Below are 18,368 nucleotides of genomic sequence, written 5' to 3'. Positions count from 1 at the left end.
ATTCTTTTTTCTTCTGATAAGTATCAATCCAGGTAAGTTTGTCTTCTGGCAGACAGTTGGCATGAACCTCACGGATTTGCAGCTTTTCTGAAATGGCCTGTGCCGCTAGATCATTATCCCCTGTCAGTAAAACAGGTTGAACGCCAAGAGAATCGATGTTCTGAATCATCCCTGCGCTTTCTGGCCGAAGCGCATCGGATAAAGCCAAAAATCCCGCGAGCTTTCTTTGAATAGCTACGAAAATAATCGTACACCCCTGAGACCGATAAGAGTCTGTCTCTTTCATCAGTGCTTCATTTAATAGCACATCAGATTCGCTCAATAATTCTCGATTTCCTGCTATAATCTCCTCTCCTCCAACAAAGGCCAAGACGCCACGGCCAGGCAGCATTTGAAACTGTTCATTTTGTAAAAGAAGCTCCTGTTTATCCTTCTGATAACAGCGAACAATTGCTTTCCCCAAGGGATGTTCTGAGCGCTGTTCCGCAGCAGCAGTCAAAGCATATAGTTTTTCTTCGGGATATTCGTTCATATAGCTTTTTACTTTGACTACTTCAGGTATTCCATAAGTAAGTGTCCCTGTTTTATCAAAGGCAATCATTGAAACAGTAGATAAACGCTCTAATGCATCTCCCTCTCTTATGAGGAACCCATGTTTTGTAGCATTTCCAATTGCTGCCATAATGGCAGTAGGCGTGGCCAAAACAAGCGCGCAAGGGCAAAAAACGACCAAAATGGTAACTGCGCGAATAATTTCTTCAGTGATCAGCCAGGTCAACGCTGCTGCTGTCAAAGCAATGACCACGATCCAGGTAGCCCAACGATCAGCAATACCAACAATTTTTGCCTTTCCTGCATCCGCTGATTGTACCAGTCGAATCATACGCTGGATTGAACTGTCTTCTCCAACTTTTGTAGCCTTCATATCAAAGGAGCCAAACTGATTGACTGTGCCGCTTGATACATCATCACCAGCCGCTTTATCCACAGGGAGTGATTCTCCTGTCATGACGGCCTGGTTAATTGACGTCTGTCCTGAGAGGATAACTCCGTCGACTGGGACAGTTTCTCCAGGTAGAACACGGAGAATGTCGCCTACCTTCACCTGCTGTGCGGGCACTATCCTTTCATGCTTCCCATTAATAATCCGCGCTGTCTGAGGAGTAAGATGTACTAATTTTTCAATTCCAGCCCTTGCCTTTGCAACTGTGAGGTCCTCTAAAAGCGCACCGAGTTGCATAATAAAAGCCACTTCACCGGCGGCAAAATCTTCACCAATAATGACAGAGGCAATCAGTGCAATAGATACTAAAACATCCGCCTTAATATCAAACGCAGTAATCAGCCCAATAATTGCCTCTAAAATGATAGGAATTCCACAGAAAATAATGGCAATCCATGCTGCATCAAAAGGAAGTGGAATAAAATCAAAAATACTAACAAGTAGTGCAAATCCGGAAACAACCAAGCAAACTATATCTTTTTTTATTCCTCCCCATTCTAATAAAGCTTCTAATTTTCTCATAACGCGCCTCCTTTTATACCTATAGGGGTACATGTATATTATATCAACCCCTATAGGTATTGTCAATGATATACACGTGTTATAATTTTATGTTGACGCTTATAAAAGAATATGATACAGTTATGTTAGCTAAAGCTAACTTTAAAGGGAGGTAAAGATTTTATGATTAAATATACTGTAACCGTGGAGGGAATGCAGTGTGGCATGTGTGAGGCTCATGTCAATGATGCTGTAAGAAAGGCATTTCCTGTGAAAAAGGTGAATTCATCCCATAGCAAAAACCAGACCGTTATTATTGTCGATCAAGCCATAGATGAACAAGTTTTAAAAAAAACTATCTCTGATTCTGGATATGCTGTATCTTCTATTGCAAGTGAGCCTTATGAAAAGAAGGGATTTTCTTTTTTTAAAAAGGGATAAGTCTTATAATTTAACCTTAACACTCAAAAGGGAAGCTCCTAAGAGCTTCCCTTTTTTATACTAGCTTTCTGATAATAGCTCCTCTGCCCTATTCACCGTCATCACATTGCAATCGATCATGCGGATGAGCACCTGACGCATACGTTGTTTAGCCAGCTCTGGATTGGTATCAAAAGAATAAGAGCTAGGCGCATTAGGCAAACCTGCTAACATAACTGCTTCATAATCGCTAAGATCTGACGGATTCTTTCCGTAATATCCCTGAGCCGCTTCATATATCCCCTCATATCCGCTGCCGAAATAAATCGTGTTCACATATAGCTCAAAGATTTCTTCTTTCGTATATTTTGATTCCATATCTAAGGCTGCAAAAACTTCTGCAAACTTGCGCTCTAATTTTTTCTCCTGTGTAAAGTATAGGTTCTTCATTAGCTGTTGGGTAATTGTACTTCCGCCTTCAGCCGGAGACATGGTGCGAATATCGTTGACCAACGCCCGCCCAATCGCAATAACGTCAATTCCGTTATGCGATAGAAAACGATGATCTTCTACGGAAATAACGGCATCTTTATAGATCTGTGGGAGTTCCTCATAGGTAGTAAAGCCCTCCCTGCTGCGTATGGATTCAACCTTTTCCGTTATCGGTACTTGATCGATTGCATCGCGGTACATACAATATCCTTTAATACCAAATACAGCACAGACAACAAAAACTAAGCAGAAAGCGATTGCCACAAGTCCAAATAAAATCTTGAAGATTCGGCGAAGAATTCTTTTGATTTTAAGCATCCCCTTTCTGTTTCTTTGGCGTTTTTCTTCCCTGCTCTCATTATATCACAGCATGAAAACAAGATTAGAAGCACACTTTGTCATTTCTGTGAAATCTTTTGAACGTTTCCTTTAATTTTACACCGCTTCTTTTCCAATACCGCTGACAATGGAGTAATATGCTTTCGAAGTGATCTTGTACACTAGCATATAAAACAAGGTAAAAATCAAATAGCAGGCTATGGTAGTTAAAATAAGAAGATGTAAATTGGTCAAATTGAAAAGGGTCAATAGCTTGGAAATTAAGGGAAATGCAAAGCAAAGATGGATACCTGCGGCAATGAGGGGAAGGAAAAATACAGTCAACACCTGGGAATTAATGCTCTTTCGGATATCCTTTTGCGTCATGCCCACCTTTTGCATAATTTCAAAGCGGGATTGATCCTCATATCCTTCAGAAATCTGTTTGTAGTAAATAATGAGCACAGCAGCAAAAATAAAAACTACCCCTAATAGGATACCCAGGAAGAAAAGACCGCCATAGAGGCCATAGAACACTTGTCTTTCGTTGGCTACGCTCTCACATTGGATAACAAAGCTGTCATCTTCGCTGGAAAACGAGAGCTGACCCAAGCCGTTTTGTATTTGCTGATAAATTTGTATCTGGATTTCGTCATCACATTCCAAGTCGAACCCATAAAACCAGTGAAGTTCTATTGCAGGATTTCCATTATCATCTGTAGCATCCATGAGGGGAGCAAGATATTGTTCAAAATCCGGTACAAAAATATAGAGAGAAGGAACCGTCTCCACCGCATCAATCCCATTATCGGTAAAATGGGTTACTGCCTTTTTCACCTTCATAGGCTTTGCATTATCAATGGCAATCGTCTCTTCGGTATAACCGTTCTCTATCGTAGTGTAAATAAGAACCTCATCATCCCTTAGGGTTTCCTGCTGTCCCATCAAACGGTTGTAATCATCCAAGGATATTACAAATACTTGCCATATATCGGAATATGCGCTCAGCTGAAATGTAGGCACCGACGATTGATCCGTCTGCACCACACCATCACTGATATATCCAGGAAATTCTGCTACACGGTAATCCAGTGTATTTTTCCCTTCCTGCCCATTTTCTAAAAGGACCTGGTCAGAAAGCTCTCTAATTTTTTCTGTAGTTTCAGAATCGATGGTGGAAATTTTGCTTGCTTGGGTGTCCAGGCAAATGTTACGTGGATAATAGGCCCGAAGGCTATCTTCTGTACCGATATATAAGCAAACGGTAGAAGAAACCATGACCAAGACCATGGTACAAAGGATACAAATAGACGCAAGGCCCGCTCCATTTCTTTTCATCCGATAAGCCATGGAGGATACAGAAACAAAATGATTGGCTTTATAGTAGTAGTTCTTTTTCTTCTGAAGGATCCGGCAAACGGCAACCGATCCTGAGATAAAGAGAAGATAGGTTGCTACGATGACCATAATAACTGCAACAAAAAACCAAAGCATAGCCATAATAGGGTCTTCAATCGATACCGCTAGATAATAAGCCCCTCCTAAGATGACGACACCGGCCAACGCAAAAAACCAATTGGCTTTGGGAGGCTTTTCTCCCACATTTTCACTATGGAGTAGCTCGATGGGGTTTGTCAAGTGGATCTGGCGCAGCGTATTGAGAAGAATGAGCAGAAATATGCCCGCAAACAAAGCTAAAGTCTGTATGATGGCCTGTGGTGCTATGGTCAAGGAAAATGTTATTTCTGCAGAGAGAATATTAATCATGGCAAGCTCTGCAAATTTAGAGAACACAATACCAAAAAATAATCCAATGGCCAGAGAAATCCCCGCGATAATCAAGCTTTCCCATAACAGAACCCTGGCGAGATTCCATTTTCCCATTCCGAGAATATTGTAAAGCCCGAATTCCTTTTTTCTTCTACGGACCAAAAAAGAGTTCGTGTAGAATAAAAAAATCAGTGCAAATACGCCGATAACACCACAACCAAAACCTAACATCATCTGCATGGTGTCTCCGCCTGGCATACTGTTAAGGATATCACTAATGGAGAGAAACGACACGATATAAAACATCATCACCATGCCAATACAGGTCAAAATATAAGGCGTATAGAGCTTTTTGTTCTTCCGTATGCCTGTCCAGGCCAACTTTGAATAAAATCCTTTTTTCATCTTGTTTCACCACCTGTTGCCAACATGGTCAGTGTATCCGCAATTTTTTGATAAAGCTGTTCATTAGAATTATTACCCCGGTATATTTGATGAAAAACTTCTCCGTCCTTAATAAAGAGAACTCTACCCGCATGACTTGCCGCCTTGACAGAATGCGTTACCATCAAAATTGTCTGCCCATTTCGATTGATTTCTCTAAACAGATGGAGGAGCTCATCTGTAGCCTTGGAATCCAGGGCACCAGTGGGTTCATCCGCTAGTATCAGCCGCGGATCGGTGATTAGTGCCCTTGCCACCGCAGCTCGTTGTTTTTGGCCTCCTGAGACTTCATATGGATATTTTTTCAAAATATCTGTGATAGCCAGCCGCTCGGCAATAGGAGCGATTTTCTGTTGCATTTCTCGATAGCTTTTTCCGGCTAGCACCAAAGGGAGATAGATGTTGTCCTCGAGAGAAAAGGTATCCAACAGATTAAAGTCCTGAAATACAAAGCCTAGATGATCCCGTCGGAATGTTGCTAGACTGGATTCTTTGATTTTACCGATATCCCTCCCATCAAGCAAGACAGTTCCACTTGTCGGCTTATCCAGTGCCGCTAAAATGTTGAGAAGGGTGGTTTTGCCTGATCCAGATTCTCCCATGATAGCGACATATTCGCCCTGCTCCACACTAAATGTCACATTTTTAAGGGCTTCTACTTTATTACCGCCAAGACGAGTCGTATATACCTTTTTCAGTCCATTGACTTCCAAAATACTCATGTAAAAAGGCCTCCTGTTTTTTGTTGTTCTTATTGTAACAAAAAGGAGAAATGTAGCTCCATCGAATTGGCTTACATTTCTCCCGATATTTCTTACAGTTTTGTAAGAAGTCTATTCGACTTCAATATTTTTTCTCGCCAAAGAAATCCGCACAACGGTCCCATCTTCAAGAGAAGAATTAACTGACAAGTTGTGCCCTAGATGATCACATATTCTTTTGCATAAATACAATCCGATACCACTGGCTTTCTTATCTCTGCGGCCATTGTAGCCCGTATATCCCTTTTCAAATATACGCGGCAAATCCTCCGGTGCAATACCAATTCCCGTATCCCGTATACACAATGTATCAGGCGTTTCTAAGTCAATCGTAATACTGCCTTCCGAACGGGTATACTTAATCGCGTTGGATAGGATCTGTTCAATGACAAATTGCAACCATTTCTCGTCAGTAATTACTTGTTTGTGCAACGGTTCATAAACAAGCCTAATTCTCTTCCGAATAAACTGGCTAGAAAACTTCCTTACCGCCTGCTTCACAATGTCATCCAGCTCCTGCAAACGGATCACATAGTCTGTTGAATCCGAGCTCAAACGCAGATAGCATAGGACCATTTCCACATATTGCTCAATACGGAATAATTCTTCTGACAACTTTCGGGAAAGCTCCGTATCCTCGTTTTGTAATGTGAGATGCATGGCGGCGATTGGGGTCTTAATTTGATGAGCCCAAATGGTATAGTAATCCACCATATCCATATATTGCCCATTTAATTTGTTTGCTGTCTGTTTTTGTTCCTCTATTAACTTCTGGATAATCTGCAAATAGTCATCATCATCTTGGGAATCTCCAAATGGAAAAATATCCATTAAAGCAGCAGGCAACTTCTGAAGTGCTGCCAGTCGTTTGTGTTTTTTATATGCCCTGCGAAGATCAAACAAAATAAATATTATTTCCAAAACTAAACATACACATGCCGGGTAGAGAACAGCGCCTATGGGCAAATGATACAATGCAAAGGCAGATAGAAAAATCGCACAAAAAAGCAAAGCTAATCCTATGATTCGCCGGCGGTCTTTTAAATAATTGAGAAAAAACTTCATTTCCTTCCTATCTTCTTTCTTTTACCTCAGTTCAGCAAATATCCCTCTCCAAATTTTGTCGTGATAAAGTCCTTTAATCCAAAGGCATCCAACTTTTTTCGCAATCGGTTGACATTGACAGTTAATGTATTTTCGTCAATAAAACTATCACTTTCCCAAAGTCGTTCCATCAACCTTTCCCGGCTGACGACCTTTCCTTTGTTTTCCATAAGCGTCAGTAGAATGCGGTACTCGTTTTTAGAAAGCTCTATATTCTGGCTCTTGTAGGACATTGTGTGATCTTCTAAATTCAGAATAGCCCCATGGTGTTCCAATACAGAAACTGCAGATCCGAAATCGTAAGTACGACGCAATAGGGCCTGCACTTTTGCGATAAATACGCTCTGATCAAAGGGCTTCGCAATAAAGTCATCTGCGCCCATGTTCATCGCCATCACTATGTTCATGTTATCCGATGCCGATGAAATGAAAATAATCGGTACCTTCGATACCCGGCGAATTTCTGTGCACCAATGATACCCATTAAAAAAAGGCAGCGAAATGTCCAATAGAACAAGGTGAGGACGGTACTCTGAGAAGTCTTTCATTACATTCCGAAAATTCTCCACGCATTTTACGTCCAGTTCCCACATTCTTGCCTGCTCTGCCATAGCCTGCGCAATCCCCATGTCATCTTCTACAATCAAAATTCGGTACATATTCTCAAACTTCTTCCTTCTTCACACAAAAGCATTCCAGTTCTCATTGTCCTTACCGATAAAATTCATTTTAACCATACCAAGAATCTCTGTCAATCATTCAGCTAGGATCATGCATCTTCCCCGTCATTCTTGTTGCATTCTCTATCGGGTGAAGAATGCAATTGCCGGCGAATCCATTCCATAATCACAGAAACTACATATGTCTGTTCATCTGCTGTCAGCTTTCTTCCTTTTGGAATATGATGCCACTTTGAAAGGCACCCTCTGCAACAGGTTCCTGTGCCATGTTGTGCAAGAAAAACAGGATGCCCCCGCATAGGTGTCTGCTTTCCATCGTTTATCGGCTCTGCCGGTGCTAGCCTTTGTCTGACAAAGTCAGCCGCATGTTTTTCAATGACATCCATTCCTTTTTGTCTTATATATCCCATATCCTGATATCCCAGGTGAAATTTACTTCGAAATTTGGATTTTTCCAATCGATTAAATAATTGATTCATAAAATCCTGAAAATCTTCCGTTTCCAGTTTTTTTACTACTGCTGGGTTCGGGATAAAATTGATTCCCGCCTTCATGGCTTGCTCCTGTTGTAGCTCTAGTTTCGAAATATGATAGATCTTCCCGTCTTTCAAGAAATTTGTTCCAGTCCTATAGAAGTAAAAAGCTACTCTGGAATCTATACACTGTTTCCTCAGATGACATATCCAACGGTAATCACAAATGCGGCCATTTTTTCCTTGATCACCACCGCAAATTACCTCGTTTACTTTTCCCTCCACCAAATATGGAGCAATATGAGTTTCGCTTAGAATTGGTAATACAAGAATTTTACGGTGATGGATTGGATATTTTAAGAAGATCGGAATCTGCCTATCAATCTCTTCTTGATTTCGGCATATACATCCTATTGCTACATTGGGATAACCCTCTCCCCAATCGTTGGGCAAGACAGCGGGAAAGCGCTCAATCTTTTGTGTAAGGATTAAAAAGTTTAAATCCTGCCTTTCGCTTATCATCTTCCAAGCTTGTCCACGCCACAAATCTGCCTCTGGAAGAAAAAAGTCACCAGTGGAACAAGTAGAAACAATCACAGTCCCGTGTTCAATTTGATTAACACCTGAGGTGTCTTTCCTGACAGGAAGATCAAAATCTGAAGTTTTACAAAGGAGGTTTTTCTTTTTCTCCCATGGATTCCATATGATCATTGAACTGCCTCCCGAAACTAATAAATTTATTATACCCTATCACATAAAAAGAGGCCACAAAAGATTTCAACTTTTGTGGCCTCTAGAATGAAACAAATATGTATTTACCTTTTTATAATCTTTTGTACGGCAAGTGACTATTCATTGACAATAGCAACTTTAATGCCTTCCATGCTCAGGTTCATCTCCAGAGCTTCGGTAACCTTCTCTAACGGATATTTATGAGTGACCAATTTCTGAATCGGCAAGCCCATCTCATGAAGTGTATCCATCAGTGCGATAGTCTTCGGATAATCCTCAACTGCGTAGGCCCAAGATCCTACCAAGGTGATCTCCTTGTTGCAGAAATCAAAGTGGGGATTTACTGTGCACTCACCATTGTTAACAAAGAAACCAACTTCGCAGACACCACCGCCACGTTTGACCAACTTATAGATATTAGATGCTGCACTGGGTACGCCGGTGCACTGGAACGCAAAATGAGCATTTCCAGCTTCCTTTTCAATGACGGCTTTCATCTCGTCAAAACTTCCATAATTAGTAAAGTTATAGGTATACTTTGCACCAAACTCTTTGGCAACAGCTAATCTGGAATCACTACCATCGACTGCAATGATGTTGGTAATACCAAAAGCCTTCACAGTGGCCAACATGCTCAATCCGATAGGACCACAGCCTTGGATAAGTACAGTAGAGTTAAACCCTAAAAGACCGGTAGATTTTGCTCTTTCCAGTGCATGGACAGCAACAGCCAAGGGCTCGATGAGCATACGGGTATCCAAATCATATTTGCTGACGTTGAATACAGAGGATCCTTTCCGCAGCACCAAGTATTCACCAAAATAGCCGTTGAAATGAATATCATCATCCGGCATCAGGCCATAGCAACCAAGATTGTCACACAAATTGGGGCGGGATGGAAAATCGATGCAGGACGGGCAAGTGCCACAAGTAAACACAGAGGTGACAATTTTATCGCCAACTTTCAGGGGTTTACCAGTAGTATCCGTTTTAATATTTTTGCCCATTTTGATGATTTCGCCAGTACCCTCATGACCCAATACAATTGGAATATAACCAAAAGGATCATTCTTGTACTCATGAGCGTCAGTGCCACAGACACCTACACCTTCGATTTTAACAAGCATCTGATCGTCATTGATTTCGGGAATATCATATTCCTAAATCTCAAACTTTCTCTTTGCCACTAGCATTGCTACTTTTCCTTTAGCCATTACAATACCTCCTAAAATTAATAATTAAATGACCTCAATATTTTGTAATGCCATATATTGTCGATACTCTTCAGGAAAATCGTCATCGACGATAAAGGCATCAACTTCATGAATGGGCAACATACGAAAAAGGGATCGTTTATCAATCTTGCTGGAATCTGACACCACATAGCATTTTCCGGAAACTTCCCGCATTGCCACGTTGCTCTCCACTTCGGCCAACACGGGGTGCATTATGCCACCTGAAATACTAATCGCTGATGTTCCAAAAAAGCACTTGTCGATGGTGAAAGACCGGATAAACTCAGCTGAACCTGGACCTACAATCATTCCAGAGCGGGTACGTACCTTTCCACCTGGCAGGTAGACTTGGACATTGGGGAGCAAAGAGGCTTTCGCAGCAATATAAACATTTAGCGTGACGATACTCAGTGGCGTTTTGTCCCCAATATAATCTAAAATATACTCTGGCGTACTTCCTGAATTAAGGCCAATGGTATCACCGGGTTCAACAAGAGAAGCAGCTTTTTTCGCAATCACTTGTTTCGCTTCATAGTTTGTATTACGTTTTGCTGTCAGAGCCAGTTCTTTCACTCCGTTATGAATGTTGGGCGTTGTACCTGAATTATTGATACAAGCGCCGCCATATACTAACGTAATGTCCCACTTGCCAGCCAGCGCTTTAAGGTCCCTGCGAATTGTTTCTTCTCTCACCCCATATTTCTGACTAAGTTGGGAAACCTTCACAGAACCGACCCTAAAAAGTTGATCTAAAATTTCCTTTTGCCTATCTACACTGAGCATAATATTTTATCCTTTTCCCTTAATCATAATCAAAGCTTACACATGTTAACTTCAAAAGTTCACCATATGAGATGTACAATTAATAATATATCATGTTTACTTTTATGTGAAAAGGGCAATTTTTAACGAAGATAGTCCAGATAGTATTGTGCAGTATTACCTAATCTGTGTAATTTAAAGTAGGCATGGGGATCACAAACGATAATTTCTTTCCCTCCCGCCTTCTTGATATCTGTTACAGCCATTGCACCTATGCTGGAAAGAAGTTTGTCATCACCTGTTCCTAAAATAAACTCAGAGCAAACCGGCATTCCCCACATGGTAACAGTGTTTACCCTTTTATCTCCTTCGACGAAGGGAAGGAATTCACAGCTATTATGGATTGGCTTCTCTTCCTGATTTTCCGTTAGCTCATTGAGCAGGTCTGACATTCCCAAAAATCGGGTATAAAAGCTGCCGCCATATAGATAAGCCTTAGAAGCTGTAATCTCTGTAGCGAGTTCCAAAATATTGATGATTTCAAGCTCATGTGAGATGCCTACTGCTTCACAGAGGGTAGTCAACAGGAAATGACTTTGACCTGTAAGGGTAATAACTCTACGGATACCTTTTTCCTCTAGTTGATCTATCAACTTCTGAAAATGGGCAATCCCTTTGTCCACAAGGCCCATAGCAAAATATTCAAACCCTCCGAAGTAGGGGCCAATATCTTCATGAACCTGTATATCTAAGCTATTCAAAAAGTCACCCAAATGAATGGCACTCGAAGAACAAAAAGCATAGGTGGCATCGTCGACAAACAAACAAATATTGCTGTCTTCCTCTACAGGAATCGCTTCTTTCCATAATTGACGTTCATGGGCATCTATGGGGAGAATATGATCTCCCTGAGAAGCGATTGTCTCCAATAATTTGTCGGCATCCTCACGATAAAATCCATGCTTCAAGAAAAGCTCCCGACCTAATATCTGCGAGAAAAGATATCCATTGGGACTCTCACCAAAGTTTTGCCAACGCTCTCCTAAACCGGAAAGGAGAGATGAAAATACGAGATCAGCTCCAAATTGGGATGGCTCTAATTCTCCCAGCCAAACGGCCCTGATAATTTGTGCTACTCTTGATGGATAATAGCACATATCCCTTGTAGCCAGATATTCCGGACAATAACAAACAGCCTGATCCATATGAACCGCCTGATGTTTGAGGATATCCGCAAATACTTTATTGTCAAGTGAGAATTTTCTCATAGTCCCAGCACCCCCTTGTTCACTATTCCATCTGGATCGAGTCCGTCTTTGAGCGCCTGCATCACCTGGATACCGCTCTTTCCATGTTCTTTTACCAAGAACTCTGCCTTGGCCGTACCTACTCCATGATGGTGAGACACATTGCCACCATATTTCAAGCTAGTCTCACAGGCAATTCTCAAGCACTGTAAATAGCGCTCCTCTCCAGCTTTATCATCTCCGCCTGTCTTAGAGTGAAAGATGACATAGACGCTGGCGCCATTGTGATAAACATGGGAAAAATGGCAGTCCACCACTTCGCAGAGAGGTTCTAAAGCCTTTTTCATCTCCCGCCATACGTTTTCAATGCAGTCCCAAGGAGCTGCCACCTCAATTGCGTCAGCAGTACCGCCTGGTATTGCATCGTAATCCAACATCTTCTTGGTGGAAAAGCGGGTGTCGAACCACTCTTTAGCGGCTAACTCCCCTTTAGGCCGCCCCAGTCCTGCTCGGCAGATCTCATCAGTAAGCCGGGCTTCGAGTTCAGTCATTTCCCGTTCTCCTTCAAAGACCAGAATTAAAAGAGCAAAACCTTTTTCGAAACGATATTGGGCAATTTTGTGGCTTGCCTCCACTTCATCATAAAGACGTACCACAGCAGGCCGCAGGCCCCTTTGCATAAAGCGGCGGATGGCCTCTAAGCCATCAGGAGTGGAGGGGAAAGTATATGCACGGAAAATCCGATGTTCTGCGACAGGATAGATCTTCATTTCCACCTCGGTAACAATACCGTATACTCCCTCACTGCCAAGAAAAATCTCATTGAGCTCAGGTCCAGTGGAACGTTTCGGAGCTTTATGGGTAGCTAGTATTTCTCCATTAGGAAGTACTACCCGCAAAGCAGTGACCATATCATCCATTTTGCCATATTTCGTTGAAAAGGTGCCAATGGCACGAGTCGCTACCATACCGCCTAAACAGGCGCTTTGAAAAGACTGCGGATATTGTCCACAAGTATAGCCATGTTCATTGAGCATATTTTCAAACTCTGCCCCTGACAAGCCGCAACCGCCGGTTGCCGTTGCATTTTTAACATTAATTGAAAAATGCTGAAGTCTCTTGGTATCAATCACAACTTCGCCATGATACGGGATGGTCCCGCCTACGATGCCGCTTCCTCCTCCATAAGGAATTACATGTATTTTATACTGCTGGGCAAGTTTCATGATGCCACTGATCTCTTCCTCATTTTCAGGGCGCAGTACACCACTGGTTTGATAAGGATATTTTCCTTGAAGCATCCACTTATATTCCCTGGGATAGCATCCGTGGGAATAGATGAGCTTCTCTTCAGGGGAGAGCAAAATTTCAGTACCAGGACACTGAACTCGTACCTCGTCCCAAAAGCGCTGTAATGTCTCGTTCATCATCTTAGTTCCTTTCTATTGATCTGACCTTGAAATTGTTCTGGCCGCTATGATATCAATACCTGTGCCCAAAATATCCTGGACAACAATCTGTCCTATAGTGACCGGAGCTTCTAGTTGCAATGTATAAAGGTAATGAAGGCAATCCTTTAACATTTCTTTTGGCACGGTATCACTGCTGATTACTGGCAACATATGGATATGGGAGCCTTTGATACTCACTGTAGTGGTGATCATCCGCCGGGGATTTGTGTATTCGTTTCTGGCATAATTTTCGCCTCGTACACATCTGTTTCCTGAAACGATGATCTTTCCTTCCTCGTCAACCAAAGTGATATCACAGCTTTGAGGACAGACAATACAGGTATAATCTATTTGTTTCATTTGCCTTCCTCCTCAAGTACGTCCACAGTGACGCCCCCACTCATTCCTGTGCTAAGTTGAATCGGAATTGCCATCATTTCAGGCGGAGCGGCCACTTTATAGTGTTTCTGTGCAACTATTTTTTCCCCGCATTTGACAATAGCTTTTGTATTTGTCATTGGCTTTCTAACACGCAAATAGAGAGTACATGTATCGTCCTCTTCTGGTGATTTGTAAGATTGCGGCAACGCGAAAGAGACATTCTCTCCTGCCTCAATGGCATAGCTAGACCCAACCGGTACCCCTTTCTTTAGGTAGGCCGCCGCACTGGCAGCCGCTCTTTCTCCTGTTGCAGACACATAGTCTACTAAATCAAAAACAGCAGCTACATTTCCCGCGGCAAAGATTCCTGGAACTGATGTCATCATTCCATCATCTACCAAAGGCCCTCGTGTAACTGAGGACAGCATAATTCCCGCTCCCCTGCTCAATTCATTTTCGGGAATTAATCCTACCGATAGGACCAACAAATCGCAGGCAATTTGTCTCTCAGTTCCCTTTATCGGTTTTCTCTGAGCATCCACCTGTGCTACAGTAACTCCTGTAATCCGTTCCTTACCATGAATCGCTGTGACGGTTGTGGAAAGATGAAGAGGTATTCCATAGTCTTCCAAACACTGGACTACATTTCTTCTGAGGCCGCCCGGAGATGGCATTACTTCATAAACACCTTCCACCTTGATGCCTTCTAAGGTCATACGGCGGGCCATAATGAGCCCAATATCGCCGGAGCCCAGTATTACAGCTCGTTTTCCAGGCAAAAATCCCTCCACATTGATGTACTTTTGTACCGCTCCGGCGGTGAGTACTCCAGCAGGCCGACTTCCCATAATTCCTACTTGACTCCGAGTGCGTTCTCTACAACCCATCGCCAAGATGACTGCGCCTGCATCTACCTGAGTAAGCCCCTCTTTCTCACTTGTTACCAAAAGAGTCTTATCCGGGTGTAGTTCTAGCACCATCGCGCCCAACATCACCTGAATATCATTTTGATGTACCATATCTACAAAGCGCTGGGCATATTCACAACCTGAAAGTTGCTTTTTAAATCGAATGAGGCCGAAACCATCATGGATACATTGATTCAGGATACCTCCGAGATCAGCGTCACGTTCAATGAGCATCACCTTTTTAACTCCAAGTTCTTTTGCCCGAACTGCTGCAGCCAAACCAGCAGGTCCTCCGCCGATGATTGCAATATCTACCTGTTCTTTTCTCATCGATCGATCACCTGCCTCGTCTTTTCCAAAAGTACTTGGGATCCCTCTCCTTTGAGGGTAACCTCTAACGGGGAAACACCAAGCTCCCTAGAAAGGATTTCTAGTACTTTTGCTCCACAAAAGCCCCCTTGACAACGGCCCATGCCTGCTCGTGTCCGCCGTTTAACAGAATCTATGGTTGTCGCTGGAATTTTTCCATGGATGGCTTTGACAATTTCTCCCTCAGTTACACTTTCGCACCGGCAAATAATGTGGCCATATCGTGGATCTTCTTTGAGCATGGCCTCTCGTTCCTCTACGCTTGCTCTAGCAAAAGGAGTCTGCGCTTGACGCACCGGATGAAAATTTGCTTTATTTTTAACATTTGGCATCCGCTGCAGCAACAACGTATCTACCAACTCTGCAATAGCCGGGGAACTTGCCAATCCAGGAGACTGAATACCTGCTACATGCATAAAATTATGAAGCTTTTTGGAATTCTCGATAATAAAATCCTCTTCGTAGGTAGCTGCCCGATTTCCTGCAAAGTAGGTTATTACTCCGCTTCTATCCATTCCCTCTACCAGACGAAAAGCCTTGCCTAAAATGAAATCCATATCTTCCTGTTCAACAGAAAGGTCTTCCTTGTCCCATACTTCCTTTGCAGAAGGTCCCCACAGCATTGTACCATCTGGAGTCATCATAGGACCTCCGCCTTTGGTATAGTTGCTCGGAGCCAATCCAGCAAAGGTAGAAAGTTTTCCTTTGTATTCTTTGTCGAAAATGACAAGTCCACCCCGACGGGGATGAATGCTGTAAAAGCGATCCCCTGCCATTTCAGCAATTTCGTCTGCATAGAGACCCGCGGCATTAATGACAAAGTCACATTTTATCAAGCCTTGATTTGTCAGCACTCCTGAAATCCGGCCATTGTCAATTTCCATGTCTACAGCGCGGCAGGAGAGACGGAAACGCACACCGTTGTCCACTGCGTTTTCTGCCAATGCCAGCGCAACCTCATATGGCTCCACATATCCAGCAGAAGGCGTCCATAACGCGCAGGTAATGGCACTGGAAAGTGCCGGCTCAATTTCTCTTGCCCTCTCTCCAGAAATGATTTCAATACCGGGAACGCCATTCTTCTTTCCGTTTTCGTAGTATGCCTCAATGACTTTTCTATCTTCTTCATCAAAACCACAGACAAAAGATCCTGTCCGATTAAACTGAAATCCCAGATCTCTGGCCCAATCACTATACAAAGCATTTCCGCGAACGTTGAGCTTAGCCTTGAGTGTATCCGGTTTTGAATCATATCCAGAATGAATCATGCCATTATTGGCTTTTGTTGTACCACAAGCAATATCTTCCTTCGCTTCAATCAGCAGTATATCTAATTGATAGCGGCTCAACTGCCGGGCAATTCCGCATCCAGTGACACCACCGCCAATAATAACAACATCCGCCCGATCTACCTCACCTAATGCACGGTAAGGGGATATATCCTCTTTTTTCTTCTCCTTCACTTCCGGAGATTGCAGATCACACACCACATGGCGCACGCCTGGTAACTTGGCCGCCATGTGTCCTACATCCACAACCTCCTGCCAACTTCCAAGGCTTCCCGTGAGATGGGCGATACCATCCTCATCCAGGTCAATTTCTGCATGACCATGGATTCCCATCTGAGCAAGCCGATCATAAAAACTTTGCAAGTTTTAATCACTCCTCATTGCTTGATCCATTTGCGGCTTCTTTCCACCGCTTCTAGCCATTCGCTGTAACGTTTTGCTCTTGTTGTATCTTCCATATGGCTGGTAAAAGTAGCATCATATGTAACTGCACGGTCAAAATCTTCTTCACGCCATATGCCCGCGGCTAAACCTGCTAATTCTGCAGCTCCCAAGCTAGTAGCTTCCACCGAATTTGGACGCCGAATAGTCGCGTCAAGAATATCCGCCAATAGCTGAGCCAACAGGTTATTCTTAGAAGCCCCGCCATCAATACGAATGTCGGTTACGCCCTGTCCAGAATTCTCTTTAATGGATTCAATGATATCTTTAATAGAAAATGCAATGGATTCCAAAGTTGCCCGACATACATGCGCCTTTGTTGTACCACGATTGATACCGATCATCAGCCCCCTGGCAAAAGGATCCCAGTGGGGAGTTCCTAGTCCTGTTAAAGCAGGAACCAGATAAAGTCCGTTAGAATCCTCTACTGAACGCGCTAGCGTTTCACTGTCAGCAGATTTTTCAATGATTCCAAGACCATCCCGAAGCCACTGGACAGCAGATCCTGTAACTGCTGCATAGCCTTCCATGGCATAGCTAATGTGTTCCCCAATTTTCCAACCGATCACGGTATTAATTCCACCCTCTGGAATAACCGCACATTGCTCACCAATATTGACATCCAAGAAAGAACCAGTACCATTTGTCAGTTTTGCCATGCCCGCTCCACGGCAACCCTGTGCATAAAGAGCTGCATGTTGGTCAGCAATAGCACTCATAATGGGGATTTCTGCCCCTAAAATCTCTGAAAGAGTGGTGCCAAAATTCCCCGAATCATCCATGATAGACGGGAAGCAAGCAACGGGAATTCCCAAATAATCCAGAAGCTCCTGATACCATGTACAGCTTTTTAGATCCAGTGCTCCAGTGACAGATGCGTTGGAATAACTGATGGCGTGGGTCTTCCCACCTGTCAACTTCCAAATCGACCAGCTGTCAATGGTGCCGAAAATAGCTGATCCATCTAATAGTTTCTCCCGTACCTGAGGTACATTTTGCATCATCCATTCAATCATTAGTGAAGAATAGACAGTAGCAATGGTCCAACCTGTCGCCATTTTGCATTTCATTCCCCAGGGACTATTGTTAAGTTCTTCGCAACGAGCACCGGTACGGCTGTCCTGCCAAACAATCGCATGATATAAGGGAATTCCTGTCTCCTTATCCCAAATCACCGCAGTGGCCCTCTGGTTAGTAATGCCAATACAGGCTATTTCATTAGGAGAAATTCCTGCCTGAGAAATAGCATACGACATTGCTGTACTGTCTTATCATAGATTTCCATGGCATCGTGCTCAACTTTGTCCTCGCTTGGAGTAAATTGAGTGAATTCTTCGTAACTCTGGGCAATAACAGAAAACTCTTGATTAAAGATAAGCGCCCGAGTTCCAGTGGTACCTTCATCGATAACCAATACATACTGTTTCATAGCAAACCTCCTTATTTCTATTAGAATATAAAATTGGTTTTATATTGTTTATTCAAATTTAATTATAAATATTTTGTTGTTTTATATTATATTTATGTGGTTTTATCTAATAATATCGGATAGTTGTGGCAATGTCAATCCTTGAGATATCCCCAAAC

At 42.8% G+C, this 18,368-nt stretch carries 15 protein-coding genes and 2 pseudogenes; 1 reads left to right on the top strand and 16 read right to left on the bottom strand.

Features of this window, described 5'->3' with window-relative positions:
• A partial coding sequence (locus tag ACZ25G_RS03350; RefSeq protein ID WP_463681538.1) for a heavy metal translocating P-type ATPase occupies nucleotides 1-1,525 on the bottom strand: 1,525 nt, incomplete at its 3' end.
• A 162-nt stretch (nucleotides 1,526-1,687) separates the two neighbouring features.
• On the opposite strand from ACZ25G_RS03350, the gene ACZ25G_RS03345 reads away from it, so the two are divergent.
• Nucleotides 1,688-1,945 carry a heavy-metal-associated domain-containing protein gene (locus ACZ25G_RS03345; RefSeq protein ID WP_342680707.1) on the top strand — a complete coding sequence of 86 codons (258 nt, stop codon included), beginning with the start codon at nucleotides 1,688-1,690 and terminating at the stop codon, nucleotides 1,943-1,945.
• Nucleotides 1,946-2,005: 60 nt separating this feature from the next.
• On the opposite strand, the gene ACZ25G_RS03340 is transcribed toward ACZ25G_RS03345, so the two are convergent.
• The 15 genes and pseudogenes from ACZ25G_RS03340 to ACZ25G_RS03270 form a co-directional block, all read right to left on the bottom strand.
• On the bottom strand, nucleotides 2,006-2,734 hold the full coding sequence (locus tag ACZ25G_RS03340; RefSeq protein WP_463681537.1) for a transglycosylase domain-containing protein: 729 nt from the start codon (nucleotides 2,732-2,734) through the stop codon (nucleotides 2,006-2,008).
• 117 nt (nucleotides 2,735-2,851) lie between these two features.
• Nucleotides 2,852-4,909 (bottom strand): ABC transporter permease, encoded by a 2,058-nt coding sequence (locus tag ACZ25G_RS03335; RefSeq protein WP_463681536.1) that lies wholly within the window; start codon nucleotides 4,907-4,909, stop codon nucleotides 2,852-2,854.
• Nucleotides 4,906-5,670, bottom strand: coding sequence for an ABC transporter ATP-binding protein (locus ACZ25G_RS03330; RefSeq protein ID WP_463681535.1), 765 nt, complete (start codon nucleotides 5,668-5,670; stop codon nucleotides 4,906-4,908). The genes ACZ25G_RS03335 and ACZ25G_RS03330 overlap by 4 nt, the downstream gene beginning before the upstream one ends.
• Nucleotides 5,671-5,781: 111 nt before the next feature.
• Nucleotides 5,782-6,774 carry a sensor histidine kinase gene (locus tag ACZ25G_RS03325; RefSeq protein ID WP_463681534.1) on the bottom strand — a complete coding sequence of 331 codons (993 nt, stop codon included), beginning with the start codon at nucleotides 6,772-6,774 and terminating at the stop codon, nucleotides 5,782-5,784.
• A 26-nt stretch (nucleotides 6,775-6,800) separates the two neighbouring features.
• Entirely contained in the window at nucleotides 6,801-7,472 is a 672-nt protein-coding gene (locus tag ACZ25G_RS03320; protein ID WP_463681533.1) for a response regulator transcription factor, read from the bottom strand.
• A gap of 110 nt (nucleotides 7,473-7,582) precedes the next feature.
• Nucleotides 7,583-8,677 (bottom strand): DUF5131 family protein, encoded by a 1,095-nt coding sequence (locus tag ACZ25G_RS03315; protein ID WP_463681532.1) that lies wholly within the window; start codon nucleotides 8,675-8,677, stop codon nucleotides 7,583-7,585.
• A 137-nt stretch (nucleotides 8,678-8,814) separates the two neighbouring features.
• Nucleotides 8,815-9,504 carry a zinc-dependent alcohol dehydrogenase gene (locus tag ACZ25G_RS03310; RefSeq protein WP_342680718.1) on the bottom strand — a complete coding sequence of 230 codons (690 nt, stop codon included), beginning with the start codon at nucleotides 9,502-9,504 and terminating at the stop codon, nucleotides 8,815-8,817.
• Between the two features lie 45 nt (nucleotides 9,505-9,549).
• Nucleotides 9,550-9,825 (bottom strand): annotated as a pseudogene (locus tag ACZ25G_RS03305) (alcohol dehydrogenase catalytic domain-containing protein); the annotation flags it as partial.
• Between the two features lie 111 nt (nucleotides 9,826-9,936).
• The gene (locus tag ACZ25G_RS03300) at nucleotides 9,937-10,716 is read right to left on the bottom strand and encodes a DeoR family transcriptional regulator (RefSeq protein WP_191483310.1); all 780 of its coding nucleotides are present in this window, start codon (nucleotides 10,714-10,716) and stop codon (nucleotides 9,937-9,939) included.
• A 122-nt stretch (nucleotides 10,717-10,838) separates the two neighbouring features.
• A complete protein-coding gene (locus ACZ25G_RS03295) occupies nucleotides 10,839-11,963 on the bottom strand; it encodes a hypothetical protein (protein WP_191483309.1) in 1,125 nt (374 codons plus the stop codon).
• A complete protein-coding gene (locus ACZ25G_RS03290) occupies nucleotides 11,960-13,369 on the bottom strand; it encodes an FAD-binding oxidoreductase (protein ID WP_463681531.1) in 1,410 nt (469 codons plus the stop codon). The genes ACZ25G_RS03295 and ACZ25G_RS03290 overlap by 4 nt, the downstream gene beginning before the upstream one ends.
• 15 nt (nucleotides 13,370-13,384) lie before the next feature.
• Nucleotides 13,385-13,753, bottom strand: a complete 369-nt coding sequence (locus ACZ25G_RS03285; protein ID WP_463681530.1) for a DUF1667 domain-containing protein — start codon at nucleotides 13,751-13,753, stop codon at nucleotides 13,385-13,387.
• A complete protein-coding gene (locus ACZ25G_RS03280) occupies nucleotides 13,750-15,012 on the bottom strand; it encodes an NAD(P)/FAD-dependent oxidoreductase (protein ID WP_463681529.1) in 1,263 nt (420 codons plus the stop codon). Before ACZ25G_RS03280 ends, ACZ25G_RS03285 begins: the two co-directional genes overlap by 4 nt.
• Nucleotides 15,009-16,703: an FAD-dependent oxidoreductase gene (locus ACZ25G_RS03275; RefSeq protein WP_463681528.1), complete on the bottom strand. Its 1,695-nt coding sequence runs from the start codon at nucleotides 16,701-16,703 to the stop codon at nucleotides 15,009-15,011. The genes ACZ25G_RS03280 and ACZ25G_RS03275 overlap by 4 nt, the downstream gene beginning before the upstream one ends.
• A 14-nt stretch (nucleotides 16,704-16,717) precedes the next feature.
• Nucleotides 16,718-18,210 (bottom strand): annotated as a pseudogene (locus ACZ25G_RS03270) (FGGY family carbohydrate kinase).
• Nucleotides 18,211-18,368 lie beyond the last annotated feature (158 nt).

Source organism: Zongyangia sp. (assembly GCF_965361945.1).
The sequence above is the reverse complement of the archived record's forward strand: the minus strand, read 5'-3'. Positions and strand labels throughout refer to the sequence as shown.

Excerpts from the sequence above, each read along its gene's own strand:
- ACZ25G_RS03345 (WP_342680707.1), top strand. The coding sequence starts at position 1,688 with ATGATTAAATATACTGTAACCGTGGAGGGAATGCAGTGTGGCATGTGT.
- ACZ25G_RS03340 (WP_463681537.1), bottom strand. The coding sequence starts at position 2,734 with ATGCTTAAAATCAAAAGAATTCTTCGCCGAATCTTCAAGATTTTATTT.
- ACZ25G_RS03335 (WP_463681536.1), bottom strand. The coding sequence starts at position 4,909 with ATGAAAAAAGGATTTTATTCAAAGTTGGCCTGGACAGGCATACGGAAG.
- ACZ25G_RS03330 (WP_463681535.1), bottom strand. The coding sequence starts at position 5,670 with ATGAGTATTTTGGAAGTCAATGGACTGAAAAAGGTATATACGACTCGT.
- ACZ25G_RS03325 (WP_463681534.1), bottom strand. The coding sequence starts at position 6,774 with ATGAAGTTTTTTCTCAATTATTTAAAAGACCGCCGGCGAATCATAGGA.
- ACZ25G_RS03320 (WP_463681533.1), bottom strand. The coding sequence starts at position 7,472 with ATGTACCGAATTTTGATTGTAGAAGATGACATGGGGATTGCGCAGGCT.
- ACZ25G_RS03315 (WP_463681532.1), bottom strand. The coding sequence starts at position 8,677 with ATGATCATATGGAATCCATGGGAGAAAAAGAAAAACCTCCTTTGTAAA.
- ACZ25G_RS03300 (WP_191483310.1), bottom strand. The coding sequence starts at position 10,716 with ATGCTCAGTGTAGATAGGCAAAAGGAAATTTTAGATCAACTTTTTAGG.
- ACZ25G_RS03295 (WP_191483309.1), bottom strand. The coding sequence starts at position 11,963 with ATGAGAAAATTCTCACTTGACAATAAAGTATTTGCGGATATCCTCAAA.
- ACZ25G_RS03290 (WP_463681531.1), bottom strand. The coding sequence starts at position 13,369 with ATGAACGAGACATTACAGCGCTTTTGGGACGAGGTACGAGTTCAGTGT.
- ACZ25G_RS03285 (WP_463681530.1), bottom strand. The coding sequence starts at position 13,753 with ATGAAACAAATAGATTATACCTGTATTGTCTGTCCTCAAAGCTGTGAT.
- ACZ25G_RS03280 (WP_463681529.1), bottom strand. The coding sequence starts at position 15,012 with ATGAGAAAAGAACAGGTAGATATTGCAATCATCGGCGGAGGACCTGCT.